The sequence below is a fragment of the Streptomyces sp. NPDC058683 genome, assembly GCF_042716195.1.
Classification (GTDB): Bacteria; Actinomycetota; Actinomycetes; order Streptomycetales; family Streptomycetaceae; genus Streptomyces.
On sequence record NZ_JBHXSK010000021.1, the window covers coordinates 34,569 to 57,805 of the forward strand.

Annotated in this window: 20 protein-coding genes; 10 read left to right on the forward strand and 10 right to left on the reverse strand. The window is 72.1% G+C overall.

Annotated elements, in window-relative coordinates:
* The 7 genes from ACFWXC_RS23550 to ACFWXC_RS23580 all read right to left on the reverse strand — a co-directional run bounded on the left by ACFWXC_RS23550 (position 1) and on the right by ACFWXC_RS23580 (position 6,564).
* Positions 1-981, reverse strand: a complete 981-nt coding sequence (locus tag ACFWXC_RS23550; protein WP_384481617.1) for a phosphotransferase family protein — start codon at positions 979-981, stop codon at positions 1-3.
* Positions 978-2,189: an acyl-CoA dehydrogenase family protein gene (locus tag ACFWXC_RS23555; RefSeq protein WP_384481619.1), complete on the reverse strand. Its 1,212-nt coding sequence runs from the start codon at positions 2,187-2,189 to the stop codon at positions 978-980. Before ACFWXC_RS23555 ends, ACFWXC_RS23550 begins: the two co-directional genes overlap by 4 nt.
* A gap of 42 nt (positions 2,190-2,231) precedes the next feature.
* Entirely contained in the window at positions 2,232-3,380 is a 1,149-nt protein-coding gene (locus ACFWXC_RS23560) for a thiolase family protein (RefSeq protein ID WP_384481620.1), read from the reverse strand.
* Positions 3,377-3,748 (reverse strand): Zn-ribbon domain-containing OB-fold protein, encoded by a 372-nt coding sequence (locus ACFWXC_RS23565; RefSeq protein WP_384481621.1) that lies wholly within the window; start codon positions 3,746-3,748, stop codon positions 3,377-3,379. Before ACFWXC_RS23565 ends, ACFWXC_RS23560 begins: the two co-directional genes overlap by 4 nt.
* Positions 3,733-4,521 carry an enoyl-CoA hydratase/isomerase family protein gene (locus ACFWXC_RS23570; RefSeq protein WP_351492692.1) on the reverse strand — a complete coding sequence of 263 codons (789 nt, stop codon included), beginning with the start codon at positions 4,519-4,521 and terminating at the stop codon, positions 3,733-3,735. Before ACFWXC_RS23570 ends, ACFWXC_RS23565 begins: the two co-directional genes overlap by 16 nt.
* A gap of 91 nt (positions 4,522-4,612) precedes the next feature.
* Positions 4,613-5,746: an acyl-CoA dehydrogenase family protein gene (locus tag ACFWXC_RS23575; protein ID WP_384481623.1), complete on the reverse strand. Its 1,134-nt coding sequence runs from the start codon at positions 5,744-5,746 to the stop codon at positions 4,613-4,615.
* An 11-nt stretch (positions 5,747-5,757) separates the two neighbouring features.
* Complete coding sequence (locus ACFWXC_RS23580) at positions 5,758-6,564, reverse strand: SDR family NAD(P)-dependent oxidoreductase (protein ID WP_384481625.1); 807 nt, start codon at positions 6,562-6,564, stop codon at positions 5,758-5,760.
* A gap of 64 nt (positions 6,565-6,628) precedes the next feature.
* Here ACFWXC_RS23580 and ACFWXC_RS23585 point away from each other — a divergent pair, with 64 nt between their 5' ends.
* From ACFWXC_RS23585 to ACFWXC_RS23605, 5 genes are all read left to right on the forward strand, one after another.
* The gene (locus ACFWXC_RS23585; protein ID WP_384481627.1) at positions 6,629-7,720 is read left to right on the forward strand and encodes an NAD(P)-dependent alcohol dehydrogenase; all 1,092 of its coding nucleotides are present in this window, start codon (positions 6,629-6,631) and stop codon (positions 7,718-7,720) included.
* 189 nt (positions 7,721-7,909) lie between these two features.
* Positions 7,910-9,280 carry an FAD-dependent oxidoreductase gene (locus tag ACFWXC_RS23590; RefSeq protein WP_384481628.1) on the forward strand — a complete coding sequence of 457 codons (1,371 nt, stop codon included), beginning with the start codon at positions 7,910-7,912 and terminating at the stop codon, positions 9,278-9,280.
* 163 nt (positions 9,281-9,443) lie between these two features.
* On the forward strand, positions 9,444-10,313 hold the full coding sequence (locus ACFWXC_RS23595; RefSeq protein ID WP_384481630.1) for a branched-chain amino acid ABC transporter permease: 870 nt from the start codon (positions 9,444-9,446) through the stop codon (positions 10,311-10,313).
* Between the two features lie 12 nt (positions 10,314-10,325).
* Complete coding sequence (locus ACFWXC_RS23600) at positions 10,326-12,857, forward strand: ATP-binding cassette domain-containing protein (RefSeq protein WP_384481632.1); 2,532 nt, start codon at positions 10,326-10,328, stop codon at positions 12,855-12,857.
* 63 nt (positions 12,858-12,920) lie between these two features.
* On the forward strand, positions 12,921-14,099 hold the full coding sequence (locus ACFWXC_RS23605) for an ABC transporter substrate-binding protein (protein ID WP_384481634.1): 1,179 nt from the start codon (positions 12,921-12,923) through the stop codon (positions 14,097-14,099).
* 578 nt (positions 14,100-14,677) lie between these two features.
* Here the strand turns inward: ACFWXC_RS23605 and ACFWXC_RS23610 are convergent.
* A complete protein-coding gene (locus tag ACFWXC_RS23610) occupies positions 14,678-16,156 on the reverse strand; it encodes a DUF2079 domain-containing protein (RefSeq protein WP_384481636.1) in 1,479 nt (492 codons plus the stop codon).
* Positions 16,157-16,330: 174 nt separating this feature from the next.
* Between ACFWXC_RS23610 and ACFWXC_RS23615 the strand changes: the two genes are divergently transcribed.
* The 3 genes from ACFWXC_RS23615 (at position 16,331) to ACFWXC_RS23625 (ending at position 19,339) form a co-directional block, all read left to right on the forward strand.
* Complete coding sequence (locus ACFWXC_RS23615) at positions 16,331-17,077, forward strand: response regulator transcription factor (RefSeq protein WP_384481637.1); 747 nt, start codon at positions 16,331-16,333, stop codon at positions 17,075-17,077.
* Complete coding sequence (locus tag ACFWXC_RS23620) at positions 17,070-18,692, forward strand: sensor histidine kinase (RefSeq protein WP_384481639.1); 1,623 nt, start codon at positions 17,070-17,072, stop codon at positions 18,690-18,692. Before ACFWXC_RS23615 ends, ACFWXC_RS23620 begins: the two co-directional genes overlap by 8 nt.
* Positions 18,693-18,922: 230 nt before the next feature.
* The gene (locus ACFWXC_RS23625) at positions 18,923-19,339 is read left to right on the forward strand and encodes a hypothetical protein (protein WP_384481641.1); all 417 of its coding nucleotides are present in this window, start codon (positions 18,923-18,925) and stop codon (positions 19,337-19,339) included.
* A 9-nt stretch (positions 19,340-19,348) separates the two neighbouring features.
* Here ACFWXC_RS23625 and ACFWXC_RS23630 read toward each other — a convergent pair whose 3' ends face one another.
* Complete coding sequence (locus ACFWXC_RS23630; RefSeq protein ID WP_384481841.1) at positions 19,349-20,050, reverse strand: IS5 family transposase; 702 nt, start codon at positions 20,048-20,050, stop codon at positions 19,349-19,351.
* A 9-nt stretch (positions 20,051-20,059) separates the two neighbouring features.
* Positions 20,060-21,508 carry an aldehyde dehydrogenase gene (locus ACFWXC_RS23635; RefSeq protein WP_384481643.1) on the reverse strand — a complete coding sequence of 483 codons (1,449 nt, stop codon included), beginning with the start codon at positions 21,506-21,508 and terminating at the stop codon, positions 20,060-20,062.
* Positions 21,509-21,693: 185 nt separating this feature from the next.
* Here ACFWXC_RS23635 and ACFWXC_RS23640 point away from each other — a divergent pair, with 185 nt between their 5' ends.
* Both ACFWXC_RS23640 and ACFWXC_RS23645 read left to right on the forward strand, forming a co-directional pair.
* Positions 21,694-22,182 (forward strand): TetR/AcrR family transcriptional regulator, encoded by a 489-nt coding sequence (locus tag ACFWXC_RS23640; RefSeq protein ID WP_384481843.1) that lies wholly within the window; start codon positions 21,694-21,696, stop codon positions 22,180-22,182.
* A gap of 69 nt (positions 22,183-22,251) precedes the next feature.
* Positions 22,252-23,073: a maleylpyruvate isomerase family mycothiol-dependent enzyme gene (locus tag ACFWXC_RS23645; protein ID WP_384481645.1), complete on the forward strand. Its 822-nt coding sequence runs from the start codon at positions 22,252-22,254 to the stop codon at positions 23,071-23,073.
* Positions 23,074-23,237: the final 164 nt, after the last annotated feature.

Genomic DNA, 23,237 nt, shown 5'->3' on the forward strand with positions numbered 1-23,237 from the left:
TCAGGACGGTCGGGACCGTTGGGCGAGGATGTCGCCGGCCGTGCGGATCATCGCCGCGATGGTCGGCGGCAGCCGTTCCTGGTCGGGGTCGTGGTGCTTGCCCTCGCGGTGCCTGCGCAGGTTGTGGCCCATGATCGCGGCCATCTTGGTGCGGGCCAGGGCGCGGAACCAGTCGAGGGCGGGCGGTTCGGGCCGGCCGTCGAGGTAGGCGGTGAGCAGCTCTTCCTCGGTGGGCAGGCCGGGGACCGCGCGGCCGAGGCGGGGGAAGTTGCGGTGGTCGGTGAAGAGGAGGAACCACGCGAGGTCGGTGCGCGGATCGCCGTACCCCCAGATCTCCCAGTCGACGACGGCCGCCGGCCGTTCCCCCCGGCACAGGACGTTGCCGAGACGGAAGTCGCCGTGGGTGAGGGTGGGGGCCGTGCCGGCGGGGATGTGTGCCGCCAGGGTGCTCAGCAGTTCTTCGGCGTCGGGGCGGAGTTCGCGTGGAACCGCCCGCATGGTGCGGCTCCACCGCTCCAGCTCCCCCGCCGGGTCGAGGGATCGGGGGACCTCCCTACGCGCCGACCCGTGCAGATCCCGCAGCACTCCGGCCAGTGCCAGCATGCGGGTCCGGCACAGTCCGGGATCCAGGCGGTGCTCGTCGAGGACCGGCTCGACGGCCTCGCCGTCCACGAACTCCATGGCGAACCAGGCGGGTTCGGTCTCGTCCACGGCGACGACGGCCGGGACGGGCACCGGTGACCCGGCGAGGGCGCGCAGGATCCGGGCCTGCCGCAGCACGTCGTTGCGGCCGACGGCGCGCTGTCCGGGTGGCACCGCCTTCACGACGTACGAGACCGCTCCCGCCGTGACGGAGTAGGTGAGGCCCGAGTGCCCGCCGGGCAGGGTGCGCAGGTCACCCAACGGCTCGTGCGGATGCCGGTCGGCGAGCCGTTCACGGACCCGCCGCCCGAGTTCGGCCACTTCGGTCGTCGTACTCAACTTCCCGTTCCCTTCGGCTCCTTGGGCAGCCGGAGCACGCGCTCGGCCAGGATGTTGCGCTGGATCTCGTCGCTGCCGCCGGCGATGCGGTAACCGGGGGCGCCGAGCAGATGCTCGGTCCAGGCGAACGTGCCCCACTCCCCCGTGTCGGCGGCCAGCCTCGGTCCGAGGAGTTGCTGGACGAGATCGGTGGTGGCACGCATGGTCGCGGTGGCGTGCAGTTTGCCGACCGAGGCCTCGGCGCCCGGTTCGCGGCCGGCCGCCAGGGCCGCCGTCACCCTGAGCCCGGTGAGCCGCTGGACGAGGCCGCGGACGTACAGGGCGGCCGCCTGCTGCTGTTCCCCGTCGGTGAGCGGGCGGGGCAGGTGCCGGGCGAGGTCGAGGGCGCGTTCGGCGTTGTCCAGGCCGAGGCCGCCGGAGTCGAGGCGTTCGGCGGCGAGCACGGTGAGGGTGACCCGCCAGCCCTCGCCGACCGGACCGAGCCGGTCGGTGTCGGGCACGAACACGTCGTCCAGATAGACCTCGTTGAAGCTGGAGCCGCCGGTCATCTGCCGGATGGGCCGTACGGTCACGCCCGGCGCGTCCATCCGGACCAGGAGGACGGTGATACCGGCGTGCTTGGGGACGTCGGGGTCGGTACGGCACACGGCCACGCCCCAGGTGGCGACCCGGGCGCCGGACGTCCAGACCTTGTGGCCGCGCACCACCCAGCCGTCGCCTTCCCGTACGGCCCGGGTACGGACGCCGGCCAGGTCGGAACCGGCCTCGGTCTCCGAGAAGAGCTGGCAGGCGAGTTCGTCGGTACGGAGCATGGGGCGCAGCCAGCGCCGCTTCTGTCCGTCGGTGCCCCAGATGCGGATGGCGGGGGCGACGAGCTGCTGGGTGACGGGGAAGACCTCGGTGCGCCGCGGCACCTCGAAGGCCGCCTCCTCGGCGCGGTACAACTGCTCGTAATGCGACGGCAGTTCACGGCCCCCGTACTCCGGTGGCCAGCCGAGGGCGCCCCAGCCCTGGTCGTACCGGGTGCGCTCCCACTGCCGTATCAGGTCGGTGTGGGCACGCTCTTCGGGCTCGGTCCAGTTCTCGAAGACCGCCACCGAGTCGTCGCCCCGGCCCCAGTCCTGGTGCGCGGTGCGCTCCTTCGCCACACCGGTCAGCCAGTTCCGGGCCTCGGCGCGGAACTCCGCGGTCTCGGGAATGCCGCTCATGGTGCTCCGACCTCCCTTCTTCTCCTCGGTTCCGCAATCGGGTCAGCGGGTCAGCACGGTGCAGGCGCTGACGCCCGGCGCTCCGTACACATGGGTGAAGCCGGCCGCCGGATCGCCCGGCACCTGGCGTTCGCCCGCCCGGCCACGCAACTGCTGGACGATCTCGTGGACCTGGCGCAGCCCGGAGGCGCCGATGGGTTCGCCGTTGGCGATGCAGCCGCCGTCGGTGTTGACCGGCAGCGAGCCGCCGATCCCGGTCGCCCCGAACGGGATCAGCGACTCCTGTTCGCCGTGTGCGCAGAACCCGCACTCGGCCAGATGCATGACCTCTGCGCCGCTCTCGGTGTCCTGGAGCTGGCAGACGTCGATGTCGGCGGGTCCCAACCCGGCCTCTTCGAAGGCGTGTTGTGCGGCGTCGGCGCTCACGCTCGTCGGGATCCCGGGCGGCGCCCAGGGGCTGAACACCTCGAAGGAGCCGAACCGGCGGGTCCGTACGACAGCCGCCCGCAGGGTGACCGGTGCGCCGCCGACTTCGCGGGCCACGGCACGGCCGCACAGGACGAGGGCGACCGCGCCCTGGCCGGGCGAGCAGAACATGTACCGGGTCAGCGGGTCGTTGACCATGCCGGACGCGAGGATCTCGTCGGCGTCGAGCGGCTTGCGGCGCCAGGCGAGCGGGTTGAGCGCGCCGTTGGCGTACGCCTTCTCGGCGACCAGGGCGAGGGTGCGGGCGCTGATGCCGTGGTCGTGCATGTACCGCTGGATCTTCATCGCGAAGAACTGTGTGGTGACCATCAGCCCGTCGCGGCCGTAGGCGTCGCCGAGCCCCCAGTCGGCGGGCCGCGGGTCGAAGGCGCCGCGCGGGTGTTTGTCGAAGCCGACGGCGAGGGCCACGTCCGCCGCTCCCGACCGGATCGCGTGGACGGCCGACACCAGCGCGCTGCCGCCGGTCGCGCAGCCGTTGCGGACGTTGGTGAACGGCACGCCGGTCAGGCCGAGTTCGGAGACGAGTGTGTCGGCGTTGCCGGCGGCGTCGCTGCCGCCGTAGGCGGCCCGTACCCGCGACCAGGGCAGTCCGGCGTCGTGGAGAGCGGCGCGTACCGCCTGCACGGCCAGCTCGCGGCCGCTCGCCTCCGTCCGGGCGAAGGGGGTGATCCCGGCACCGCAGACGAGTACGTCCTCGCCGCTCATACGACGGCTCCCGCGGCCCTCGGCACACCGTCTCCCGCCGTGATCGTGACCGGCATGCCGATCTCGGCGTCCTCGGGCCGGATGTCGAGGGCGGCCAGCACCCGTACGCCTTCGGGGAGTTCGACGTATCCGACGGCGTACGGCGCGAATCCGGCGGCGGGCGGGACGTACGGCGGCGACTTGGGCGCGTACCGCTGCACGGTCCAGGTCCACAGCGTGCCCATGGCGGAGAGCACGACCGGCTCGGCCGGTCCCCCGCAGCGTGGGCACCCGGGGCCGGCCGGGTAGGCGGCCACCGCGCAGTCGGCGCACCGGGAGCCGCGCAGCCGGCTCCCGGTCTCCGCCGCGGTGCTCAGCGGCCCTTCCACTGCGGTTCCCGCTTCTCCAGGAAGGCCGCCACGCCCTCCGCCGCGTCCTCGGAGTTGAGCATCACGCCGACGGCGAGGTGTTCCATGACCATCAGGGACTGGATGTCCGCGTCGAGGCTCCGGTCGATTGTCATCTTGGTGATCCACATGGTGAACGGGCTCTTGTCGACCAACTGGTCGGCGAACTCCTCGACGGTGGCGTCGAGTTTGTCCGCGGGCGCGGAGGAGTTGATGAGCCCGAACTCGGCGGCCTCGACACCGGTGAGCAGCTTGCCGGTGAGCATGAGCTCCTTGGTCTTGCGGACGCCGATCATGCGCGGCACCCGGTAGATCGGCCCGGCTCCGCCGAACAGGGCGCGGCGGATGTGGAAGTCGCCGATCAGGGCGTCGTCCGCGGCGATCGCGAAGTCGCAGGAGATCATCAGCTCGAACCCGCCAGCGGTGACATGCCCTTCGAGGACGGCGATCGACGGGGTCTTCATCGAGTACAGCCGGTCGCAGACCTTGGCCGACAGCACGGCGACGTCGATCGCGTTGGACCTGCCGACGAAGTCGGCCTTGAGGCTGTCCAGGTCGAACCCGGAGCAGAAGGTGTTGCCACGCCCACGCAGCACCAGCACACGCAGTTCGGGGTCCGCGTCGACCTCGGTGATGATCTCGTCGAGGCGGTTGAGGATCGGCACGGTCACGCAGTTCTTCTTGTGCGGACGGTTCAGCCAGACCCGCGCCACCTGCCCGTCGCGCTCGAACTGGATCTCGTCTTCGACTGCCATGAGTCCCTCCAAACTGAACTGAATTGAGTTCGATTCTGGGGGCGTTAGATGCCCCTGTCAATGGTCTGGAACCTGACCGACCGGCTGATGATCAGCCACTGCGGCCGGCGAGGCCGAGCAGTCCGGCCAGCCGCAGGGCGTGGTCGTCCCCCGTGCCGAACAGCGCCTCGTCGGCCCTGGCACGGCGCACGTAGAGGTGCGCCGGATGCTCCCAGGTGAAGCCGATTCCGCCGTGGAGCTGGACGTATTCGGTGGCGGCCAGGCGATACGCAGGGGTGCAGGCGACCGCCGCGGCGCTCGCGGCGACGGGCAGCTCCGGCCGCCGTACGGCCAGGCAGGCGCTCGCGTACGACGACGCGGAGCGGGCGCCCTCGACCGCGACGAGGAGGTCGGCCAGCCGATGCTTGATCGCCTGGAACGAGCCGATGACCCGACCGAACTGAGTTCGGTGGGACACGTAGTCCAGGGCGGCGTCCAGCGCGTGCGCACTGCCTCCGACATGCTCGGCGGCCAGTGCCACCCGTCCGGCGTCCCGTACGGCGGCGGCTACCGCCGGGGCCTGCCCTGGATCGCCGACCGGCTCGGCCGCGGCACCCGTGAAGCTGACATGCGCCTGGCGCCGGGTGGGGTCGAGCAGGCGGCGAGCCGTACGACGGCAGGTCGCGGCGTCCGGGGTGCAGGCGAACAGCCGCGCGCCGTCCGGGGCACGGGCGGCGACCAGCAGCAGCTCGGCGCCCTCGCCGTCGGGCACGAAGTCCGCCTCGCCGCGCAGCACCCAGCCGTCGGGACCGCGCTCGGCCGTCACCCGGGCCGGGTGCAGCACCCCGGCGACGGTGGCCGTGCGGGTGCCGGACGCGATGCCGGGCAGCCAGCGTTCACAGGCCCGCCGATCACCGCTCGCCAGCAGGGCCTCGCCGGCCAGCACGACGGTCGGGAGCAGCGGTGCGGGGCACAGTGCGCGTCCCGTCTCCTCCAGGGCGACGGCGAGTTCGGCGAAGGTGTAGCCGGCGCCGCCGTACTCCTCGGGAACGGCGAGGCCGTGCACTCCGATCTCGCCGGCGAGCCTGTCCCACAGCGCCCGGTCGAATCCGCGCGGGCCCGCCGCCTGCTCGCGGACCCGCTCAGGCCCGCAGGCATCGGTGAGCACGTCCCGCAGAACCGCTCGTAGTTGGCGCTGCTCCTCGGTCTCCAGCAGCAGCGCGGGATCGACATCGAGCCGGACCATCCGAACCTCCCTCACACCGTGAACCGTCCGCCGTTGGCCAGCAGGACCGCGCCCACGAGATTCGCCGCGTCCTCGCTCGCCAGGAACAGCGCGATGTCGGCGATCTCCTCCGGCGTCGCGTACGGCCGGACCCGTGGGTCGGCGAAGCCCCGCCGAAGCGGCGCGGGCGTGCGCGCCGCCATGCCCGTCTCCGTCGGCCCCGGCGCCACCGTGTTGACCCGGACGCCGAACGCGATCGCCTCCTTGGCGACGGCCTGGCTCAGCGCGTGCGCGCCCGCCTTCGACGCCGCGTAGTGCGGATAGCCGACCACCGTGTCGAAGGCCGAGGAGGAGCCGACGGTGACGACCGCACCGGACCCGCGGGGCACCATGACGCGCAGTGCGGCGCGCAGCACATGGAAGGTGCCGTCGAGATTGACCCGCAGCACCTGCCGCCACGCGTCGTCGCCCAGCCGCGCGGTCACCTCGGGCGGCCGGTCGTCGAGCAGCGCCTCGGCGATCCACTCCTTCGCGACGGGGTCGTCGACACCGGCCGCGTGCACCACCACGTCCAGCCGCCCGTGCTCCCCGGCCGCCTCCGCGAACGCCCGGTCGACCTGCGCGCGGTCCGCGACGTCCACGGTCAGCGCGTGCGCGCCGGACAGGTCCTTGGTGACGGTCTCGACGGCGGTGCCGTCGATGTCGGCCGCGAAGACCTCCGCGCCCTGCGCGGCGAGCCGCCGGACCACCGCCGCTCCGATGCCGGAGCCCGCACCGGTGACCAGAGCGACCCGTCCGCCGAAGCGTCCCGCCCTCCCGTCACCGCGTTCGTCACCCACAGCGTCACCTCTCCCTTCCCCTTCGATCTACTGAACTGACTTCATTTTTGTTACCGTCTCCGTCATGTCAACAGGCAGGGCAGGAGCGGTGCCCACGGGCCGGACAAGAGCGGTCCGACTGACGCGCTGGGGTGGGCCACCCGTCCTCACCGAGCTGGCGCGACCTGCGCCCACAGGCGAGGAGGTGCTGGTCCGGGTCGAGGCGGCCGGGCTGTGCCGGTCGGACCTCCATGTCATCGACAGCGCTCCAGGGGGCCTCCCCTATCGAATTCCGTTCACCCTCGGGCACGAGGTCGCCGGCCGGGTGGCGGAGCGAGGCCCGCAGGCCGTGGGTCCGGCCGTCGGCGAGCGCGTGGTCGTGTACGGGCCCTGGGGCTGCGGGCGGTGCGCGCACTGCGCGTCGGGCGCCGAGAACTACTGCGACCTGCGAACGGCTCTCAACCAGGAGCTGACCGGTACCGGGGCGGGACTGGGCCGCGACGGCGGTATGGCCGACACCCTGCTCGTCCCGTCCGGGCGGTTGCTGGTCCCGGTGGGCGACCTGGACGCGGTCCAGGCGGCGCCGCTGACCGACGCCGGACTCACCGCATACCACGCCGTGACCGCCGTACGACATTCGCTCACGGCCGGCGCGAGCGTGGTGGTGATCGGGGTCGGGGGGCTGGGGCATCTCGCCGTCCAGATCCTGCGGGCGACGACGGCCGCGCACGTACTGGCCGTGGACGTACGGAACGAGGCGCTGGCCCTGGCCGACGCCTGCGGCGCGCACTTCGGGACGCTGCTGCGGTCCGACACCGCCCAGGTCCTGCGGGCCCGGACGAGCGGGGCCGGAGCGGTGGCCGTGCTCGACTTCGTCGGCAGCCGCTCCAGCCTCGAGCTCGCCGTCGCCGCATTGCGGGCGGACGGGGAACTGGCCGTGGTCGGAAGCGGGGGCGGCGAACTGACGGTCCGCAAGCCCGGGGCCCTCCCTCCCGGGACGCGGATCTCGCTGCCCTTCTGGGGAACCGTGCCCGAACTCGCACGGGTCGTCGCACTGGCCCGCGAGGGCTCCGTGCGGGTGGAGGTCGAGCGGTACGCACTGTCGAGCGCTTCGGAAGCGTTCGAGAGGCTGCGTGCGGGCGCGGTGCGGGGACGCGCCGTCGTCGTTCCCGACTGAGCTTTCCCGACCGTGTTCCCGGCTGAGTACTGAGCTTTCCCGACCGCGTTCCCGGCCGAGTTCCGGACTGAGGCGTCGACCCGGCAGAAACCGTACCGCCACAGCGCACCCGCACCGACCTCTCGACTACAGAAGTGAGTTCAATTAGCGTCATGTCTCACTCAGCGACGCAAAGGCGGTGGACTGCCCATGGGCGCGGACACAGTGGATCTGCTGGTGATTGGCGGTGGCATGGCCGGGCTCTCGGCAGCCGCCCGGGTGGCGGTCGAGGGCGGCTCGGTGGTGCTGGTGGAGAAGGCGGAGCGCACCGGCGGCTCCGCCCGCTTCGCCGGTTTCATCTGGACCGCCCCGACCGTCGAGGAGTTGCGCCGGGTCAATCCGGACGGCGACCCGGAGCTGGCCGCGGCCCTGGTCGACGGGTTCGCCGACGGTGTGGCCTGGGTCCGGTCGCTCGGCGTGGAGTGCAGGCCGCCGGTGCCCGTTCTCGGCTTCGGCCGCGGGCACCAGGTCGACACCGACCACTACCTCGACACCTGCGAACGGCTGCTCCGGGACCGGGGCCAGGAGGTGCTGACCGGCACCTGGACCCGCACCCTCCTGACGGAGAACGGCAGGGTGACGGGGGCCGAGTGCCTGATGCCGGACGGCTCGGCGCGCCGGATCGAGGCCACCTGGACCCTGCTCGCGACCGGCGGCTTCCAGGGCGACCCCGGCCTGCGCGCCCAGCACCTGCACCCGCAGGCCGCGGACATCGGCCTGCGGGCCAACTCTCACAGCCGTGGCGACGGACTCGCGCTCGGCCGGGCCGCGGGGGCGGAGTTCGGCAAGAAGGATGCCGGTTTCTACGGCCACCTGATGCCGGCGGGCGTCTCCCTCTCCGACCCCGCGCGCTTCGTCGGCCTCGCGCTCTATTACAGCGAGCACGCCCTGCTGTTCGACACCACCGGTGAGCGCTTCGTCGACGAGACGGTCGGCGACCACCTCACCGCCATGGCCCTGCTGGACCGGCCGCAGGCCCGCGGTCTGCTGGTCGCCGACGCGCGCGTGCACCAGGAGTGGATCAGCGCCTCGTACGTCGAAGGCATCCCCGGCGTCGACAAGTTCCAGCTGTGCCATCGCGCCGGGGCCCGCTGCGCGGTGGCGGACGACCTGGAGGACTTCGCGTCGATGCCCGAGGAGTGGGGCTATCCCGGCGCCGTGATCCGTGACCGCATCAAGGAGTTCAACGCCGCCACGGCATCGGGCGGCAACCCGGAACCCAGCCGCCTGCTGGACTCCCGCCCGTTGGACGAACCGCCCTTCTACGTCATCGAGGCCGCCCCGGCGGTCACGTTCACCTTCGCGGGCCTGCTGATCGACGCCGGGGCCCGCGTCCTGTCCGCGCGGGGAGACGGGGGCGCCGACGGGTGCGGTCGGGTTCCCGGACTGCTCGCGGCCGGCGCGGACGGGGGCGGGCTGTACCGGCGCGCCTACGCGGGCGGCCTCGCCCCCGCCCTGGTCTTCGGGCTGGCGGCGGCTCGTACCGCGCTCGCCGGGGCGCCGACGGCCGTCGGCCGCTGAGACGGCGCGGGCGGACACGCACAAATCCCGTGCACGAGTCTTGCCCGCCCGGCATCGCAGTGCCTAGCGTACTGAATTGAGTTCACTTTGATTTAGCGTCGCCTGCCGTGCCCGTGAGTTCCGCACGCTGGCGTGAAACGCGCTCTTCCCCGAGGGAGGGACTGTGAGTCAGTTCCTGCTTGTCCTGGTCAGCGGTGTGGCGAGTGGAGCCGTGTACGGCCTCATGGGCCTCGGGCTGGTCATCATCTACCGGGCCACGGACGTCGTGAACTTCGCGATGGCGTCGCTCGCAACGCTGGGCCTGTACGTGGCCGTGTCGCTCCACGACCGCGGTGTGGCGACGGTGTTCGGCCTGCTCGCCGCCATCGCGGTCACCGTCGCGGCGGGCCTGCTGGTGCGCGAGACCGTGATCCGGCCGCTGGGTCAGGGACAGCTGTTCTCCGCGCTGGTCGTGACCATGGGAGTCTCGCTGATCGCCGAGAACCTGGCGGGATCGGTCTGGGGCGAACAGCCCCGGGACTTCCCCAGCCTGGTGGACGGCACGGTGCGTTGGTCGGGCGCGGCGCTGCCGGTGCAGAGCCTGGTGACGATCGCTGTCGCCGCGGTGGCGATGGCGCTGGTGGGCTATCTGTTCGCCCGCACCACGCTCGGCTCGGCCATGCGTGCCGTGGCCGAGTCGCCCGGGACGGCCCGGGTCGTGGGCCTCGGTGCCCAGCGGCTCGCCCGGATCTCCTGGGCCCTCGGCCTCGGTCTCGCCGCGCTGGCCGCGTGCCTGTACGCGCCGCGCTCCGGCCTGGCCACCACGGCGCTCACCGCACCGCTGTTCCGGGCCTTCGCCGGGATCTTCCTGGGCGGTCTGACCAGCATGTACGGCGCTGTCGTCGGCGGGCTGGCCATCGGTGTCCTGGACAACCTGGCGGCGAACTACGTCTCCGCCAGCTTCCGCGACACGTTCGTGTTCTCGTTCACCGTGCTGGTGCTGCTGATCCGCCCCCAGGGGTTGTTCGGCACCCGCACCTTCCAGCGCGTCTGAGGGGTCGCATCCATGGTCTTCAACCGTTCCGTCCTGGCGAGGGCCGCCCTGGGACCGGCCGCCGGCGCGGTGCTCATGGTGTTCATGGCAGCCGGCGCGATCCCGGCGTACCAGATGTACTCGGTGGCGCTGGCGGCCGTGTACACGATCGTCGTGCTGTCGGTCGGCCTGCTCGCCGGCTGGTCCGGCATCTGGTCGGTCGGCCATCCCGCGTTCTTCGCCATCGGCGCCTACTTCGCCGCGTACGGCAGCGCACACGGCTGGGCCCTGGAGGCGGTGGTCCTGGGGGCGGTCGCGGTCGGCGCCGCCCTGGGCGCCTTCCTTGGGTACGCGGGAGCCCGGTTCTCGGTGCTCTACATCGCCCTGCTGACCCTCGCCTTCACCACGGTGACCCTGGAACTGGTCAACAGGTGGAGCAGCGTGACCGGGGGCGACCAGGGAGTCCCGGTGCTCCAGTTGCGCAGCGCCCTGGGCCTCGGCACGTACCCGGGCGGCGGCATGGAGGCCCAGTACCTCGCGGTGGGCGCGGCGGCCGTGGTCCTCGCCCTGGCCGTACCCGCCCGCGCCTCGGCGCTGCGGATGCGTCTGGTGGCCGCCAAGTCGCATCCCATGGCCGCCCGTACGGTCGGTATCGCGCCGGAGGCCCAGTCGTCGCTGTCGTTCGCGGTGAGCGGTGCGTGCACGAGCTGCGCGGGGGTGCTGCTCGGTCTGATCACCGGGTTCGTCAGCCCGGACCCGTTCTCGCTCGCCTTCGGCATCTCCCTGATCGCGGCGTGCGTACTCGGCGGGGTCGGCTCGGTCCTCGGCGCCGTGGCCGGCGGCATCTATCTGACCTGGAGCCCCTCGCTCTCCTCCACCGTGGGGATGCCCCAGCCCGTGGTGCAGGGCGTCGTGCTGATCGCGATCCTCCTCTTCCTGCCCGGAGGACTCGTACCGTTCCTCGCCGGGCCCGCGCGACAGGTCCTGAGGCACGTACTGCGACGGCCGGCGGCCGGACACCCGCCGTCCCCCGAGTCCGCCGAGCCGTCCGAGCCGGTCCCGGCGCTCGCGCCATCCTCCGAAGGCCCAGTCCTCCTGCACCTGGAGCACGTGTCCGTCTCCTACGGCGGACTCAAGGCCCTGGAAGACGCCTCGCTGTCCGTGCGGCAGGACGAGATCCTGGCTGTCATCGGGCCCAACGGGGCCGGAAAGACGACGCTGCTGAACGTGCTGTCCGGGCTGACCGGCAACGGGCGCGTGAGCGGGACCGCCGACTTCGCCGGCCGGCCGCTGCTGAAGGCCAGGGCGACCGCGCGTCGCCGGCTGGGGATCGGCCGTACCTTCCAGCACGCGGAGGTGTTCTCCGAACTCACCGTCGCCGAGAACGTGTTGTGCACCCGCCGCCGTGTCAGGGCCGACGACCGGGACGCCGTGGCGCGGCTGCTGCGCTCCGTGGGCCTCGCGGACGTGGCCGACCGTCGCCCCACGGAGCTGCCCTTCGGCCTCCAGAAGCGCCTCGACCTCGCGCGGGCGATGGCCGAGAGGCCACGGCTGCTGATCCTGGACGAGCCCTTCGGCGGGCTCGACGCGAGCGAACGGGCCTTGCTGGCCCAGCACATCAGGCGGCTGAACGCCGACGGCACCGCCGTGGTGGTCATCGACCACGTCCTCGACGACCTCTTCTCCGTCGCCCACCGGGTGCTCGCGTTCGACTTCGGCCGCACCATCGGCGACGGCACGCCGGACACCGTGCTCCAGGATCCGAAGGTGCGGTCGTCCTACTTGGGAACGATCGGCAACCGTGCCCAACTTCCCGACACCGTGGGCGAACAGAGCCTGATCCGCCTGCGCGGGACAGGTCACTCGTACGGCGGGGTGGTCGCCCTGCGGGACGTCGACCTCGACGTCCGTGAAGGAAGCGTGCTCGGTGTCGCGGGGGCCAACGGCGCGGGCAAGAGCACCCTCGCCGGCATCCTGCACGGCTCGCTCCGACCCGCCCACGGCGAACGACAGTCGGGCGGCTCCGTCCGCACCAGCCTCGCTCCCGAGGGCCGCGGACTGTTCAAGACGCTGTCGCTGCGCGAGAACCTCGAGGTCGCGGCGTACGCCGCCGGCGTCACCGGCTCGGCGCTGCGCGAACGCCTGGAGGAGACCGCCCAGTGGCTGCCGGCACGGCTGCGTGACCGGATGTCCGCCCCGGCCGCCGGGTTGTCGGGCGGCGAACAGCAGATGCTCGCCATCGCCCGCGCGCTGATCGTCCGGCCGGACGTCCTGATCGTCGACGAACCGGCTCTCGGTCTGGCCCCCGCCCTGGTGGACGAGGTCTACGACCGGCTGATCGGGCTGACCCACGACGGCCTGACGGTGGTGCTCCTTGAGCAGTCCCTCAGCCGGGCCATGGCCGTCTGCCACGAGGTGGCCGTCCTGCACGAGGGCGTCGTCGCCGCTCAAGGACGGCCGGGCGACGCGGAGTTCGCGGCCCTGGCGGAATCGGCGTATTTCGGCGGCGGCCTGGTGCCCGCCACGACCACGGCGGCCCCCGCCCGGACCTCCCAAGTGAAGTGAATCCCGTTGTGAACGTTGTGAACGAGGTGGACCGTGTTCCGGACAATCAGCAGATTCCGCCGCGTGGCGGGAACGACGGCCGTTCTCGCCGCGATGGCACTGACCGCAAGCGCGTGCGCCGGTCAGGACTCGGCGTCGGCGGGTAGCAACTCCTCCGAGATCCACATCGGCGCGTGGCTGCCCCTCACGGGCTCCACCGCCACGTACGGCGTGGCCGAGAAGGCGGGCGCAGACGCGTACTTCAAGATGCTCAACGCGCAGGGGGGCGTCAACGGCCGCAAGATCGAGTGGACCGTCAAGGACAACGCGGCCGATCCGCAGCAGACCGTGCAGATCGCACGTCAGCTCGTCGGCCAGGACAAGGTCGTGGCCATCGTCAACGCGAACGGCACCTCTCAGGCGGAGGCGGCCTTCCCGTTCGTCCTCAACCAGTCCAAGGTGCCGGTCCTCAACGAGGTGGGCGGCACCGAGAACTGGTACAAGCCGCCGCGCGCCGGCCTGTTCGGCACCCAGACCCTCTACGAGGACCAGGCCGCGGCGGTCGCCGCGTGGGCGGTGCAGGACGGCGCGAAGAAGATCCTCGTCGTGCACAGCGACCCGGCCGCGTTCGTGAACGTGGCCGAGCAGGTGGCGCCCGTCGCGAAGAAGGTGAACCCCTCCGTCGAGGTCGACCGGCTGCCGGTCAAGTACCAGACCACCGACTACACCCCGGTGATCAGCAAGGTGAAGTCGGCGAAACCGCAGGCGGTCATCCTGATCCTCACCTCACCCGAGGCGGCCGCCTTCCTCAAGGAGGCCAAGTTGCAGGGCCTCTCCCTGCCCACCTACGCCTACGCCCCGGTGGCCGCGGAGTCGACGATCGCCCTGGCCAAGGACGCCGCCGAGGGTCTCAAGGCCGTCCAGCTGGTCAAGGCGCCCTCGGACGACGACCCCGCGGTGAAGGAGTTCCGGACCGCGATGGCCAAGTACGAACCCGGCCAGACCGCGGGCTTCCTCGCTCTGTGGGGCTGGAGCAACGCCAAGGTCTTCGCCGAGATCGCGAAGACCGTCAAGGGGCCCGTCACAGCCCAGTCCCTCACCACCGCCTACCAGAAGGCGACCAAGGTGGACCCCAGGGTGTCGCCCGTCATGACATTCAGCGCGAGCAATCACCTGGGTACGCGCAGCGTGCAGAAAGTAGTGGTGAGGAACGGCGTCTGGACATCCGTCGGCGACTTCTACACACCCCCGGCACGCGACTGACCGCCTGTCTCGACACGGTGGTGCGGCCTGACCCGGTCACCGCGTCGACGAATCCGGCGACCGCAAGGACGGAAGGGCCACACCCATGTGGGCAAGCAGGACCCCGGCTCGGTCGGAAGGATCAACCGTGGTGTGGTCACCGTGACCTCCTCCTGGACGGACTTGCGCTGCTGCTACCCGGTGCAGGCCTGCTCTGGCCCGGCCCATCACTCCCCCGGTCAGCACCAACTGCAGATCGCAGCCGACCTGGCCGCCCGGGCCAAAGCGGCCGGGCTGGTCTTCCGGGCGGTAGCTGCTGACTGCGCCTACGCGGACCCGCGGCAGCCTCGCCGGGGCGGTCGTGCACACCGGCCACGGGGCCCAGTACACCCGCCGGTCCTTCGCCGACGCCTGCCGCAAGTCCGGTGTCCGCCAGTCCCTGAGCGCGCCCTCGGCACCTTCCCGGCGGACGCCACCGGACAGGCCCTCGGCCTCGGCGTCCGACGGCTCGCCCCGGTACTGGAACAGGGGCCGGCGCAGGCGTAGGACAGGCGTAGGAGGCGCCACGAGTTCCACGGCGTCGCCGGCCTGCGGCTCTGTCAGGGCCACCGCTGCAGGAGAACGTAGCCGTCCTGGTCAGCGACGGTCCGGTAGCGGCCGTTGTTCCGGACCTCGGACAGCAGCCTGCGGTCGTCGTCGGGTGAGATCGGCCAGCCCATCGGCTGCGCGTTGTCGTCGATGATCCACTCCGGGTCGGGACGGCTGCCCCCCAGGCCGAACACGCTGACCCGGGTGCGGTTGCTGAGCTGCGGGACCAGCCGGTTGGAGGCGGCGACGGTGGCGCCGTCCGGGATGCGGTCCATCAGCCGCCGGGCGGTCGCGAGCCGGGGGTCGGTGTGCCAGGTGGCGGGCTGCGTCAGCTGCCACAGCGGGAACTGGGGCAGCAGGAGCACGGTGACGGCCGCGCTCGCCGCCAGCGCGTACCGCACCGGTCCGGGCCGGGTCAGCGCGTCGACGAAGGCGGCGAACAGCACCGGCATCAGGATCGCGCTGTAGTGGTAGCCGGTTCCCCAGTAGGCCTGGTTGTCCGACGCGAAGCGCCACAGGAGCGTCGGCAGGGCCGCCCACAGGAGCGGGGAGCGCACGGCCAGGAACCCGGTCACGGACAGCAGGGCCAGCACCGTCTGCGCCTTGGTGTCCGGGGTGACCAGCCCCACCGTGTAGTGGAGGAGCAACTCGCCGACGCCCGGCGTGGCGGACCCCGCGCCGGGCACGCTGGAGCTGTAGGCGAACGTGCCGCCGGGGTTGAACGCCGGTATCACGACCAGCATCTCCAGGAAGGACCCGAGCACTCCGGCCAGGAACAGGGCACCCCCCGTCCTGCGGTCGTCGCGCTCGCCGGTGCGCGCGATCAGCAGACCCACGACCGCGACGGTCAGCCCGAGATCCTCCTTCACCAGCAGCAGCGGAAGCGCCCACAAGGCCGCGGCACGCGCCCTGCCACGGCCCACCGCCGTCAGGGAGAACGTCAGCAACGGCACCGCGAAGCACACCTCGTGGAAGTCGAACCCGACCGCCTGTGCGACACCCCAGGAGGCGCCGTAGCCGAGACCGACCACCAGCGCCGCCCGTCGGCCGCGTACCTCCTCGGCCCACCTGGCCAGGGGTATCACCGCCACCGCGAACAACGCGGCCTGCGCCACCAGCAGGACCACCGGCGTCGGCCAGACCCGGTACAGCGGTGCCAGCAGGGCCAGTACGGGCGAGAAGTGGTCGCCGAGCAGCGGGAACCCCGGTCCCTTGAGCTCGGCCACCGGCAGGTGCCCGTGCGCGTAGGACCGTACCGCCTGCTCGAAGATCCCCAGGTCGTAGCCGGTGGTCAGCATCCGCTGGTGCAGCCGCACGGACAGCGCCGTGTACGTCACGAAGCACACCAGGGCGAGCGACAGCGCGGTCGCCCAGCCGGGGGCGCCCCGCGATGGCCGGGCCGTTCCGGCGACGGGCCCGGCCGCGTCGTCGCGGGACGGCGGGCGGGACGCGCGGGGCGTAGCGAGGAGCGTGGTCAGGCGGGTCGGCATGTCGGGGCCTTTCGTCCGGCGGATCACCGGTGCGGCGCTCGCCGCGCGGGTGGGCCGGCGCGGCGAGCACCCTTCCGGGGCTCGGACACCGTGCCGGAGAGCCGCTGACCAGGCCCTGACCGAACCTGACGAAGCGGTCAGGGAGCCGCCGGAAGCCTGTGCCAGGCTGGTGGGGTGAGGATTCTGGTGGTGGAGGACGAGCGCGAGCTGGCGGAGACGCTGCGCCTCGGGCTGACGGCCGAGGGCTATCGCGTGGACGTGGCCCATGACGGCCGCGAGGGCCTGTGGAAGGCCCGCACGGGTGACTATGCGGCCGTCGTGCTCGACCTGCTGCTGCCGCTGCTCAACGGCTACCGGGTCTGCGCCCAGCTGCGCCGTGAGGGCATCACCACCCCCGTGCTGGTGCTCACCGCGAAGGACGGCGACTGGGACCAGGCCGAGGCCCTCGACACCGGCGCCGACGACTACGTCACCAAGCCGTTCACCTACCTGGTCCTGGTCGCACGGCTGCGCGCGCTCATGCGCCGGGCGCGGGGACCCGCCTCCCCGCTGCTGGCGGTGGGCGACCTGGTCCTGGACGTGGCGGCCAGGACCTGCCGCAGGTCGGGCGTCGCCGTACCGCTCACGCCCCGGGAGTTCGCAGTCGCCGAGGTGCTCGCGCGGCGGCCGGGCGAAGCGGTCACAAAGTCGGAGATCCTGCACCACGCGTGGCCGGACGAGGCCGAGGACCTCAACCTGGTCGAGGTCCGGGTCAGCGCCCTGCGCCGGAAGATCGACACGGCCTTCGGACGGCAGTCCCTCCTGACGGTGCGCGGGGTGGGCTACCGGTTGGTCGACGACCGCGGGGAGACGGAGGAACACGCCGTTCAGGAGCCCCCGGCCGGGCGGTGGGACGGTGTCGGACGGAACTCCGGTGACTGACGTTCCGAACGGCCGAGATCCGAGCGGGCGCCGCGCCTTGCTGCCCGCGCTCCCGCCCGGCGCGCTCCGCCGGCTGCGGCGCGCCCGCCTTCTCCCACGTTCGGTACGGGTTCTCCGCTCGGTGCGGGCGCGTTCCGCGCTGGCCGCCGCCTTCGCCGCGGCCGTGCTCTTCACCTCCGGGGCCCTGCTGATGCGGCATCAGCTGTACGACGAGCGGCTGCGGGCCACCTCGTCGGTGGCCCAGCAGCAGGTCGACACCCTGCTCAGCGCCACCGTCTACGCGTCCATCGGCGGCCCCTGGGGAACAGCACCGTACGAAATCGTCGCCGACGACGGCATGCTCCTGGCGTCCAGTCCCGACCTGGCGCCGTACGAGAAGGACGGCCGCGCGTTCCTCCCGGGCCCTGGCCGGGGCGGGAGCCTGCCCCTGTACACCAGACGCCGGTTCACGTTTCCCGCCGTGGCCGAGCCGGCGGCCCGCTCGCTGTCCGGACGGACCCTGACCACCGTCGACGGGACGGTGCCCGCCTCCTATCTGCCCGGCGAGACGCAGGGGCGCGGGGTGGCCGCCGACGCCCGGGTCCGGGTGTACGTCCTGATCGTCCCGGACGATGCCGAGCGGGCGGTCGGCGAACTCGACGGGGAACTCGTCGTGGCCGTTCCCGTCGCGACCGTGCTGGTGGCCGGGGTGGCCTGGCTGGCCACGCGGCGGGCGCTGCGGCCGGTCGAGGCGATCAGGGCGCGCACCGCCTCGGTGACCGCGACGGACCCCCGCGAACGGGTGGAGGTACCCGACACCGCCGACGAGGTGGCGGAACTGGCACTGACCATCAACGCCACCCTGCAGCGGTTGGAGGAGGCGGCCACGGCACAGCGCCGGTTCGTGGCGGACGCCGCGCACGAACTGCGCAGCCCGCTCGCCACCCTCCTCGCGGGGCTGGAGGTGGCGACCGCCTATCCCGACCGGACCGACTGGCCCGCCGTGGTGTCCGCGGCCGGCCGGCAGGCGCGGCGGCTGAGCGGTCTGACGGAGGAACTGCTCCTGCTGGCCCGGCTGGACGCGGGCGCCGCGCCGGCCCCCGCCGAACGGGTCGACGTGGCGGCACTGGCGGGCCGGCTCTCGGAGGAGTACGCGGAGCGCGCCGGGGGTTCCCCGAAGGTGGATCTCCTCGTCGCCGCGCCGGATGCCGCGACGACGGTGTTCGCGGCACCCGGTGACCTCGAACGGATCCTCCGGAACTTGCTCGACAACGCCCTGCGCCACGCCGTCGGCCGCGTACTGCTGACCGTGACCCGGGACTCGGCCGCACCCGGGTCGGTGCTGTGCACCGTCCGCGACGACGGGGCCGGCGTCGCGGAAGCCGACAGCGAACGGATATTTGAGCGGTTCACCCGCCTGGACGAGTCCCGCACCCGTACGGACGGCGGCACCGGCCTCGGTCTCGCCATAGCCCGCGACCTGGCGGCCCGGCACGGCGGCCTGCTCGTGCTGGCGGTGCAGCCGAAGGGTTCGGGGGCGTGCTTCGTCCTCCGCCTGCCCGCGGGAGACCCGATGTCGATACGGCCCCGCCCCTTCAAGGGTCGGGGGCGGTCCGCCAGGTCGCAGCGACCATGAAGGAACTCGCCGCGTAACCGCTGCCGTCCCGGCCCGGGGATCCCCGGGCCCCTGATGTTGCTTCCGCAGGTTGGCCTACGGCAGTCGGGGGGCACATCCGATTCGGCCTAGCCTAGCTAGGCCGTTTCGTTCGGATCACCGATCCCTTGGCATGTGAGGGCGCTCGTCGAGTGCGGCGCCTCCGGCGGCCTCTGTAGCCTGGCGGCGCTGTACGTCGGGGGGAGCTGACCGTGGAGAACATCCTGTCCGTGGCCATCGGAGCCGCTATCGGCCTCATAGGGGCGGTGTTCGGTTCGTGGTTCACCGCGCGCCGACGGGACCGCATGTGGCTCCGCGAACAGAAGCTCAAAGCCGGGATCGGCTTCGACACGGCCGTAGTTCAGCTGCTGGACTACCTGAAGGAAACACAGCTGAGTGACGACGGTCCCGGAGCAAACGAGTTGGCGAACCAGATGCAGGAAGCACGCTCAGCCCTCTACCTGCTCTGTGCCAGCGACACCGTCGATCTCGCCGATGCTCTCGCGCGTCGGGTCTGGAGCACCCGGCCCACCGACGGCAGGGACGACCGCCGGGCCGAGTTCCGAGAGACGTTGGACCTCCTGCGTCGCTTCACCCACCAGCTCCGGCAAGAAATCGCCAGATCGTAGTCCCCTGGATCAGTGGGCGGACCAGAGGAAGATGCCTGCGATGTGGAGTCCGGCCAGGTAGATGGTCGCGGTCTTCTCGTAGCGAGTCGCGATGCCCCGCCACTGCTTCAAGCGGTTGATACACCGCTCGACGGTACTGCGCTGCTTGTAGGCGTCACGATCGAAGGCCGGTGGTCTGCCGACTCGGCTGCCGCGACGGAGTCGATGACCTCGCTGGTCGGCCGGGACGGGGATCACCGCTCGGATGCCGCGCTTGCGCAGGTGCTCGCGGATCGCGCGGGAGGAGTGTGCCTTGTCGGCCAGGACCACCTCCGGCCTGGTCCGGGGGCGTCCTCGGCGCCGGGGAACGCGCAAGCGGGCCATGCCGTCAATGAAGGCAGGTGCGTCGCCGGCCTGTCCGGCAGTGAGGACGAAGGCCAGGGGCGGCAGCAGGTGTCGGCGACGAGGTGGATCTTCGTGGTCAGTCCGCCGCGGGACCGTCCGATGGCGTGGTCGTCCGGCTCGCCGGCTGGGGCCCTTTTTGCGGGCCCCAGCGGCGTGCTGATGGGCCCGCACGATGGTGGAGTCCACCGAGACGGCCCAGCTCAGGTCGTCTTCGGCGTCGGCCTGGGCCATCAGCGTCGTGAACACCCGCTCCCAGGTGCCGTCGATAGCCCACATCCGCAGCCGGTTGTAGACGCCTCGCCAAAGAGTGTTTGCCCAGGTCAGCAGTGCCCCAGGTCAGGCCCCCGATGCCGCCAAGGTGACGGTCTTGTGCTCGACATACTGGGCGAGCCCCACCGCCCCGTACTCGCGGCCGATCCCGCTGGCCTTGTAGCCGCCGAACGGGCCGTCGAAGGAGAAGGCCGCGCCGTTGACGGTGACCGTGCCGGTCCGCAGCCGGCGGGCGACCGCCAGCGCGTGCGCCTCGTCGGCGGACCAGACGCCGCCCGAGAGCCCGTACTCCGAGTCGTTGGCGATCCGTACGGCGTCGTCCTCGTCGTCGTAGGGGATGACCACGAGGACCGGGCCGAAGATCTCCTCCTGGGCGATCCGCATGGAGTTGTCGACGTCGGCGAACACGGTCGGGGTCACGTAGTTGCCGTTCTCCAGCCCGGGCGGGATCCCGGGGCCGCCGGTGACGAGGCGGGCCCCCTCCGCGATGCCTGCCTCGATGTAGTCGCGCACGCGCTGCTGCTGGTCGCGGCGGATCATCGGGCCGATGAAGGTGTCGGGGTCGGCCGGGTCACCGACCTTGAGCGACTCCACGAGATCCTTGAGGCCGGTGACGACCTCGTCGTACCGGACGCGCGGGGCGAGGACGCGGGTCTGGGCGATGCACGACTCGCCGTTGTTGAGGAGGGAGGCGAACTTCAGCCCGAGCACCGCCCGGTCGACGTCGGCGTCCGGCAGGATGATCGCGGCCGACTTGCCGCCCAGCTCCAGGCTGACCCGCTTGAGCTGCTCGCCCGCGATGGCGGCGATCCGGCGCCCGGCCCGGGTCGAGCCGGTGAACGCGATCTTGTCGATGTCGCGGTGCGACACCAGGTACTCGCTGGTCTCCCGGTCGGCCGGGAGCACGCTGATCACCCCTTCCGGCAGACCGGCCCGCTCCAGCAGCTCGGCGAGGACCCCCATGCTCAGCGAGTTCTCCGGCGACACCTTCAGGACGACCGTGTTGCCGGCCAGCAGCGCCGGGATGATCTTCGCCATGGCCGCCGAGAACGGGGAGTTCCAGGGAATGACGGCGGCGACGACACCGACGGGCTCGCGGCGTACGACGGCGCGGACCGCGGAACCGGACTCCAGCGTCTCCTCCCAGCCGAACTTCTCCGCGGCCCTGAGGTAGGCCTCGGCCTGCCGGGTGAGCCCCGGCTGTCCGGCCCTGGTGAACCAGGCGGCCGAGCCGTTCTCGGCCGAGATGAGGTCGGCGATCCTCTCGGCGCCGGCCTCGCGCAGCGCGTTCAGACGCCGCACGACGGCGATGCGTTCCGCCGGTGCCGTGCGCGGCCAGGGGCCCTGGTCGAAGGCGGTCCGGGCGGCGGCCACGGCACGGTCGATGTCGGCGGGCCGGGCCTGCGCGGCGCGGCCGAGGACCGCCTGGTCGTGCGGCGACCGGATGTCCAGCAGGTCGGGGTCACTGGGCGCCTCCCAGGATCCGGCGATGAAGAGACGGTCGTAAGTGATCATTTGCCCTCTCCCGAGGATGTCGAGCGAAGCGACTGTTATCTGTCACATCAATGTAGCACTTACGACCGCGACAGCCTCACCTCCGAGTCATTAGACGAGGCAGGTTTCACACTCCGGGCTATGCTCGGCCCGTGAGAGCAGACGCAACACGCAACCTGGAAGCGGTTCTGACGACCGGGGCCCGTATGCTCGCCGCCGATCCGGCCGCGAGCATCGCCGCGATCGCAGCCGAGGCCGGCGTCGACCGGCGGACCGTCTACCGGCGGTTCGCGTCCCGCGAGGAGCTGCTGACGGCTGTCTACGAGGCGCGGTACGACGCGGTCGAGCGGGCCGTGGAGAACGCCAGGCTGCGTGCGGCTCCGGTCGCGGTCGCGCTGCACCGGTACGTCGAGGAGATCATCGGCGTCAATCGCAAGTGGCCGGTGGAACTCACCAGGCTGCGGGCCGACGACGCGATCCGGGTGCGGCGCGACGCTCTGATCGGGGAGATCGACGACTTCCTGCGGCGCGCCATGGACGAGGGGCTCCTCCGCTCGGATCTCCCGCTCGCGTGGGCGAGTTCACTGCTGCCGCAGCTGATGCACCTGGCCTCGCAGGAGTTGCCCGAGCTCAGCGCCGCCCAGGCCGCCGACGTGGTCGTCGACACCTTCCTGCGCGGCCTCGGCCCGCACTGACCGCCACAGGTCTTGTGGTGCGCTCGTACGTCTGATTGGGTACCGCCCGGTAGAACGGGAGCAACCGACATGGATCAGGCGGCAGGGCAGGACGTCCGCGGGGCGCTGCCCGCAGGGCTCGGGCAGGCGATACGGCAGGCGGGAGAGGACATCGCGGCCGTGCTGGACGGCGTGGCCGACACGAGTCTCGCCGTACCCGGGTCGCAATGGACGGTCGGCGAGGCGGCCGCCCATCTGGCGCTGGCCAACGAGCTGATGGCCGACCTCGCTCTCGGCAGGGAACGCCCTTACGGGGACGGCACGCCGCGGAGCCTCGCGGCGGCCAACGCCGAGTCGCTGGCAGCGTTCGGGGAGCGCCGGGCCGAGCCGCTCGCGGTGATGATCACCGAGCAGGCCGCGCGGTGTGTCGACGCGCTGGCCACGACCGCGGACGGGCCTGCGCCGGTCACCCCGCTCGGCTCGATGGACCGGTCCGTCCTCGCCTCCTACCTGCTCACGCACATGCTGGGCCACGGCTACGATCTCGCCCGCGCGCTGCGGCGTCCGCACATGATCGACGCCGAACGGGTCGCGCTGTGCATGCCGTTCATGCTCTCGGTGATGCCGACCGTGGCGGACGGTTCGGCGGTCGCCGGACTGACCGCCCGCTACACGATCCGGCTGCGCGGTGGCGGCGCCTTCGGCGTCACACTCGCCGACGGCGCTGTGCGGGTGGCTCCGGATCCGCAGGACCGCCCGGACTGCACGATCGTCATCGATCCGGTGGCCTTCCTCCTCATCGCCCTCGGCCGCCGCAACCCGTGGCTGGCCATGGCCCGGGGCCAGATACTCGCCACCGGCCGCAAGCCCTGGCTGGCCCCCCGCTTCCCCTCCCTCTTCATCGCCCCCTGACCACGCGGCGATCCGCCGGGGCTGAGGTCTTCGGACAGCCTGCCGTGGGGCGTAGGGGAAGCGGGAAGAACGACCGGTAATGCCGCTGCGCGCCGGGGAATCGGGGTCCGCCGGATCCAACGGCGGCCATACGCTCGTCGACCGGCTCGGCAGCGGCGGGATGG

What these genes read in the sequence shown, in the direction of transcription:
- ACFWXC_RS23555 (WP_384481619.1), bottom strand. Translation starts at nt 2,189, where the DNA reads ATGAGCGGCATTCCCGAGACCGCGGAGTTCCGCGCCGAGGCCCGGAAC.
- ACFWXC_RS23590 (WP_384481628.1), top strand. Translation starts at nt 7,910, where the DNA reads ATGGGCGCGGACACAGTGGATCTGCTGGTGATTGGCGGTGGCATGGCC.
- ACFWXC_RS23635 (WP_384481643.1), bottom strand. Translation starts at nt 21,508, where the DNA reads ATGATCACTTACGACCGTCTCTTCATCGCCGGATCCTGGGAGGCGCCC.
- ACFWXC_RS23640 (WP_384481843.1), top strand. Translation starts at nt 21,694, where the DNA reads ATGCTCGCCGCCGATCCGGCCGCGAGCATCGCCGCGATCGCAGCCGAG.
- ACFWXC_RS23570 (WP_351492692.1), bottom strand. Translation starts at nt 4,521, where the DNA reads ATGGCAGTCGAAGACGAGATCCAGTTCGAGCGCGACGGGCAGGTGGCG.
- ACFWXC_RS23560 (WP_384481620.1), bottom strand. Translation starts at nt 3,380, where the DNA reads ATGAGCGGCGAGGACGTACTCGTCTGCGGTGCCGGGATCACCCCCTTC.
- ACFWXC_RS23645 (WP_384481645.1), top strand. Translation starts at nt 22,252, where the DNA reads ATGGATCAGGCGGCAGGGCAGGACGTCCGCGGGGCGCTGCCCGCAGGG.
- ACFWXC_RS23585 (WP_384481627.1), top strand. Translation starts at nt 6,629, where the DNA reads ATGTCAACAGGCAGGGCAGGAGCGGTGCCCACGGGCCGGACAAGAGCG.
- ACFWXC_RS23600 (WP_384481632.1), top strand. Translation starts at nt 10,326, where the DNA reads ATGGTCTTCAACCGTTCCGTCCTGGCGAGGGCCGCCCTGGGACCGGCC.
- ACFWXC_RS23610 (WP_384481636.1), bottom strand. Translation starts at nt 16,156, where the DNA reads ATGCCGACCCGCCTGACCACGCTCCTCGCTACGCCCCGCGCGTCCCGC.
- ACFWXC_RS23575 (WP_384481623.1), bottom strand. Translation starts at nt 5,746, where the DNA reads ATGGTCCGGCTCGATGTCGATCCCGCGCTGCTGCTGGAGACCGAGGAG.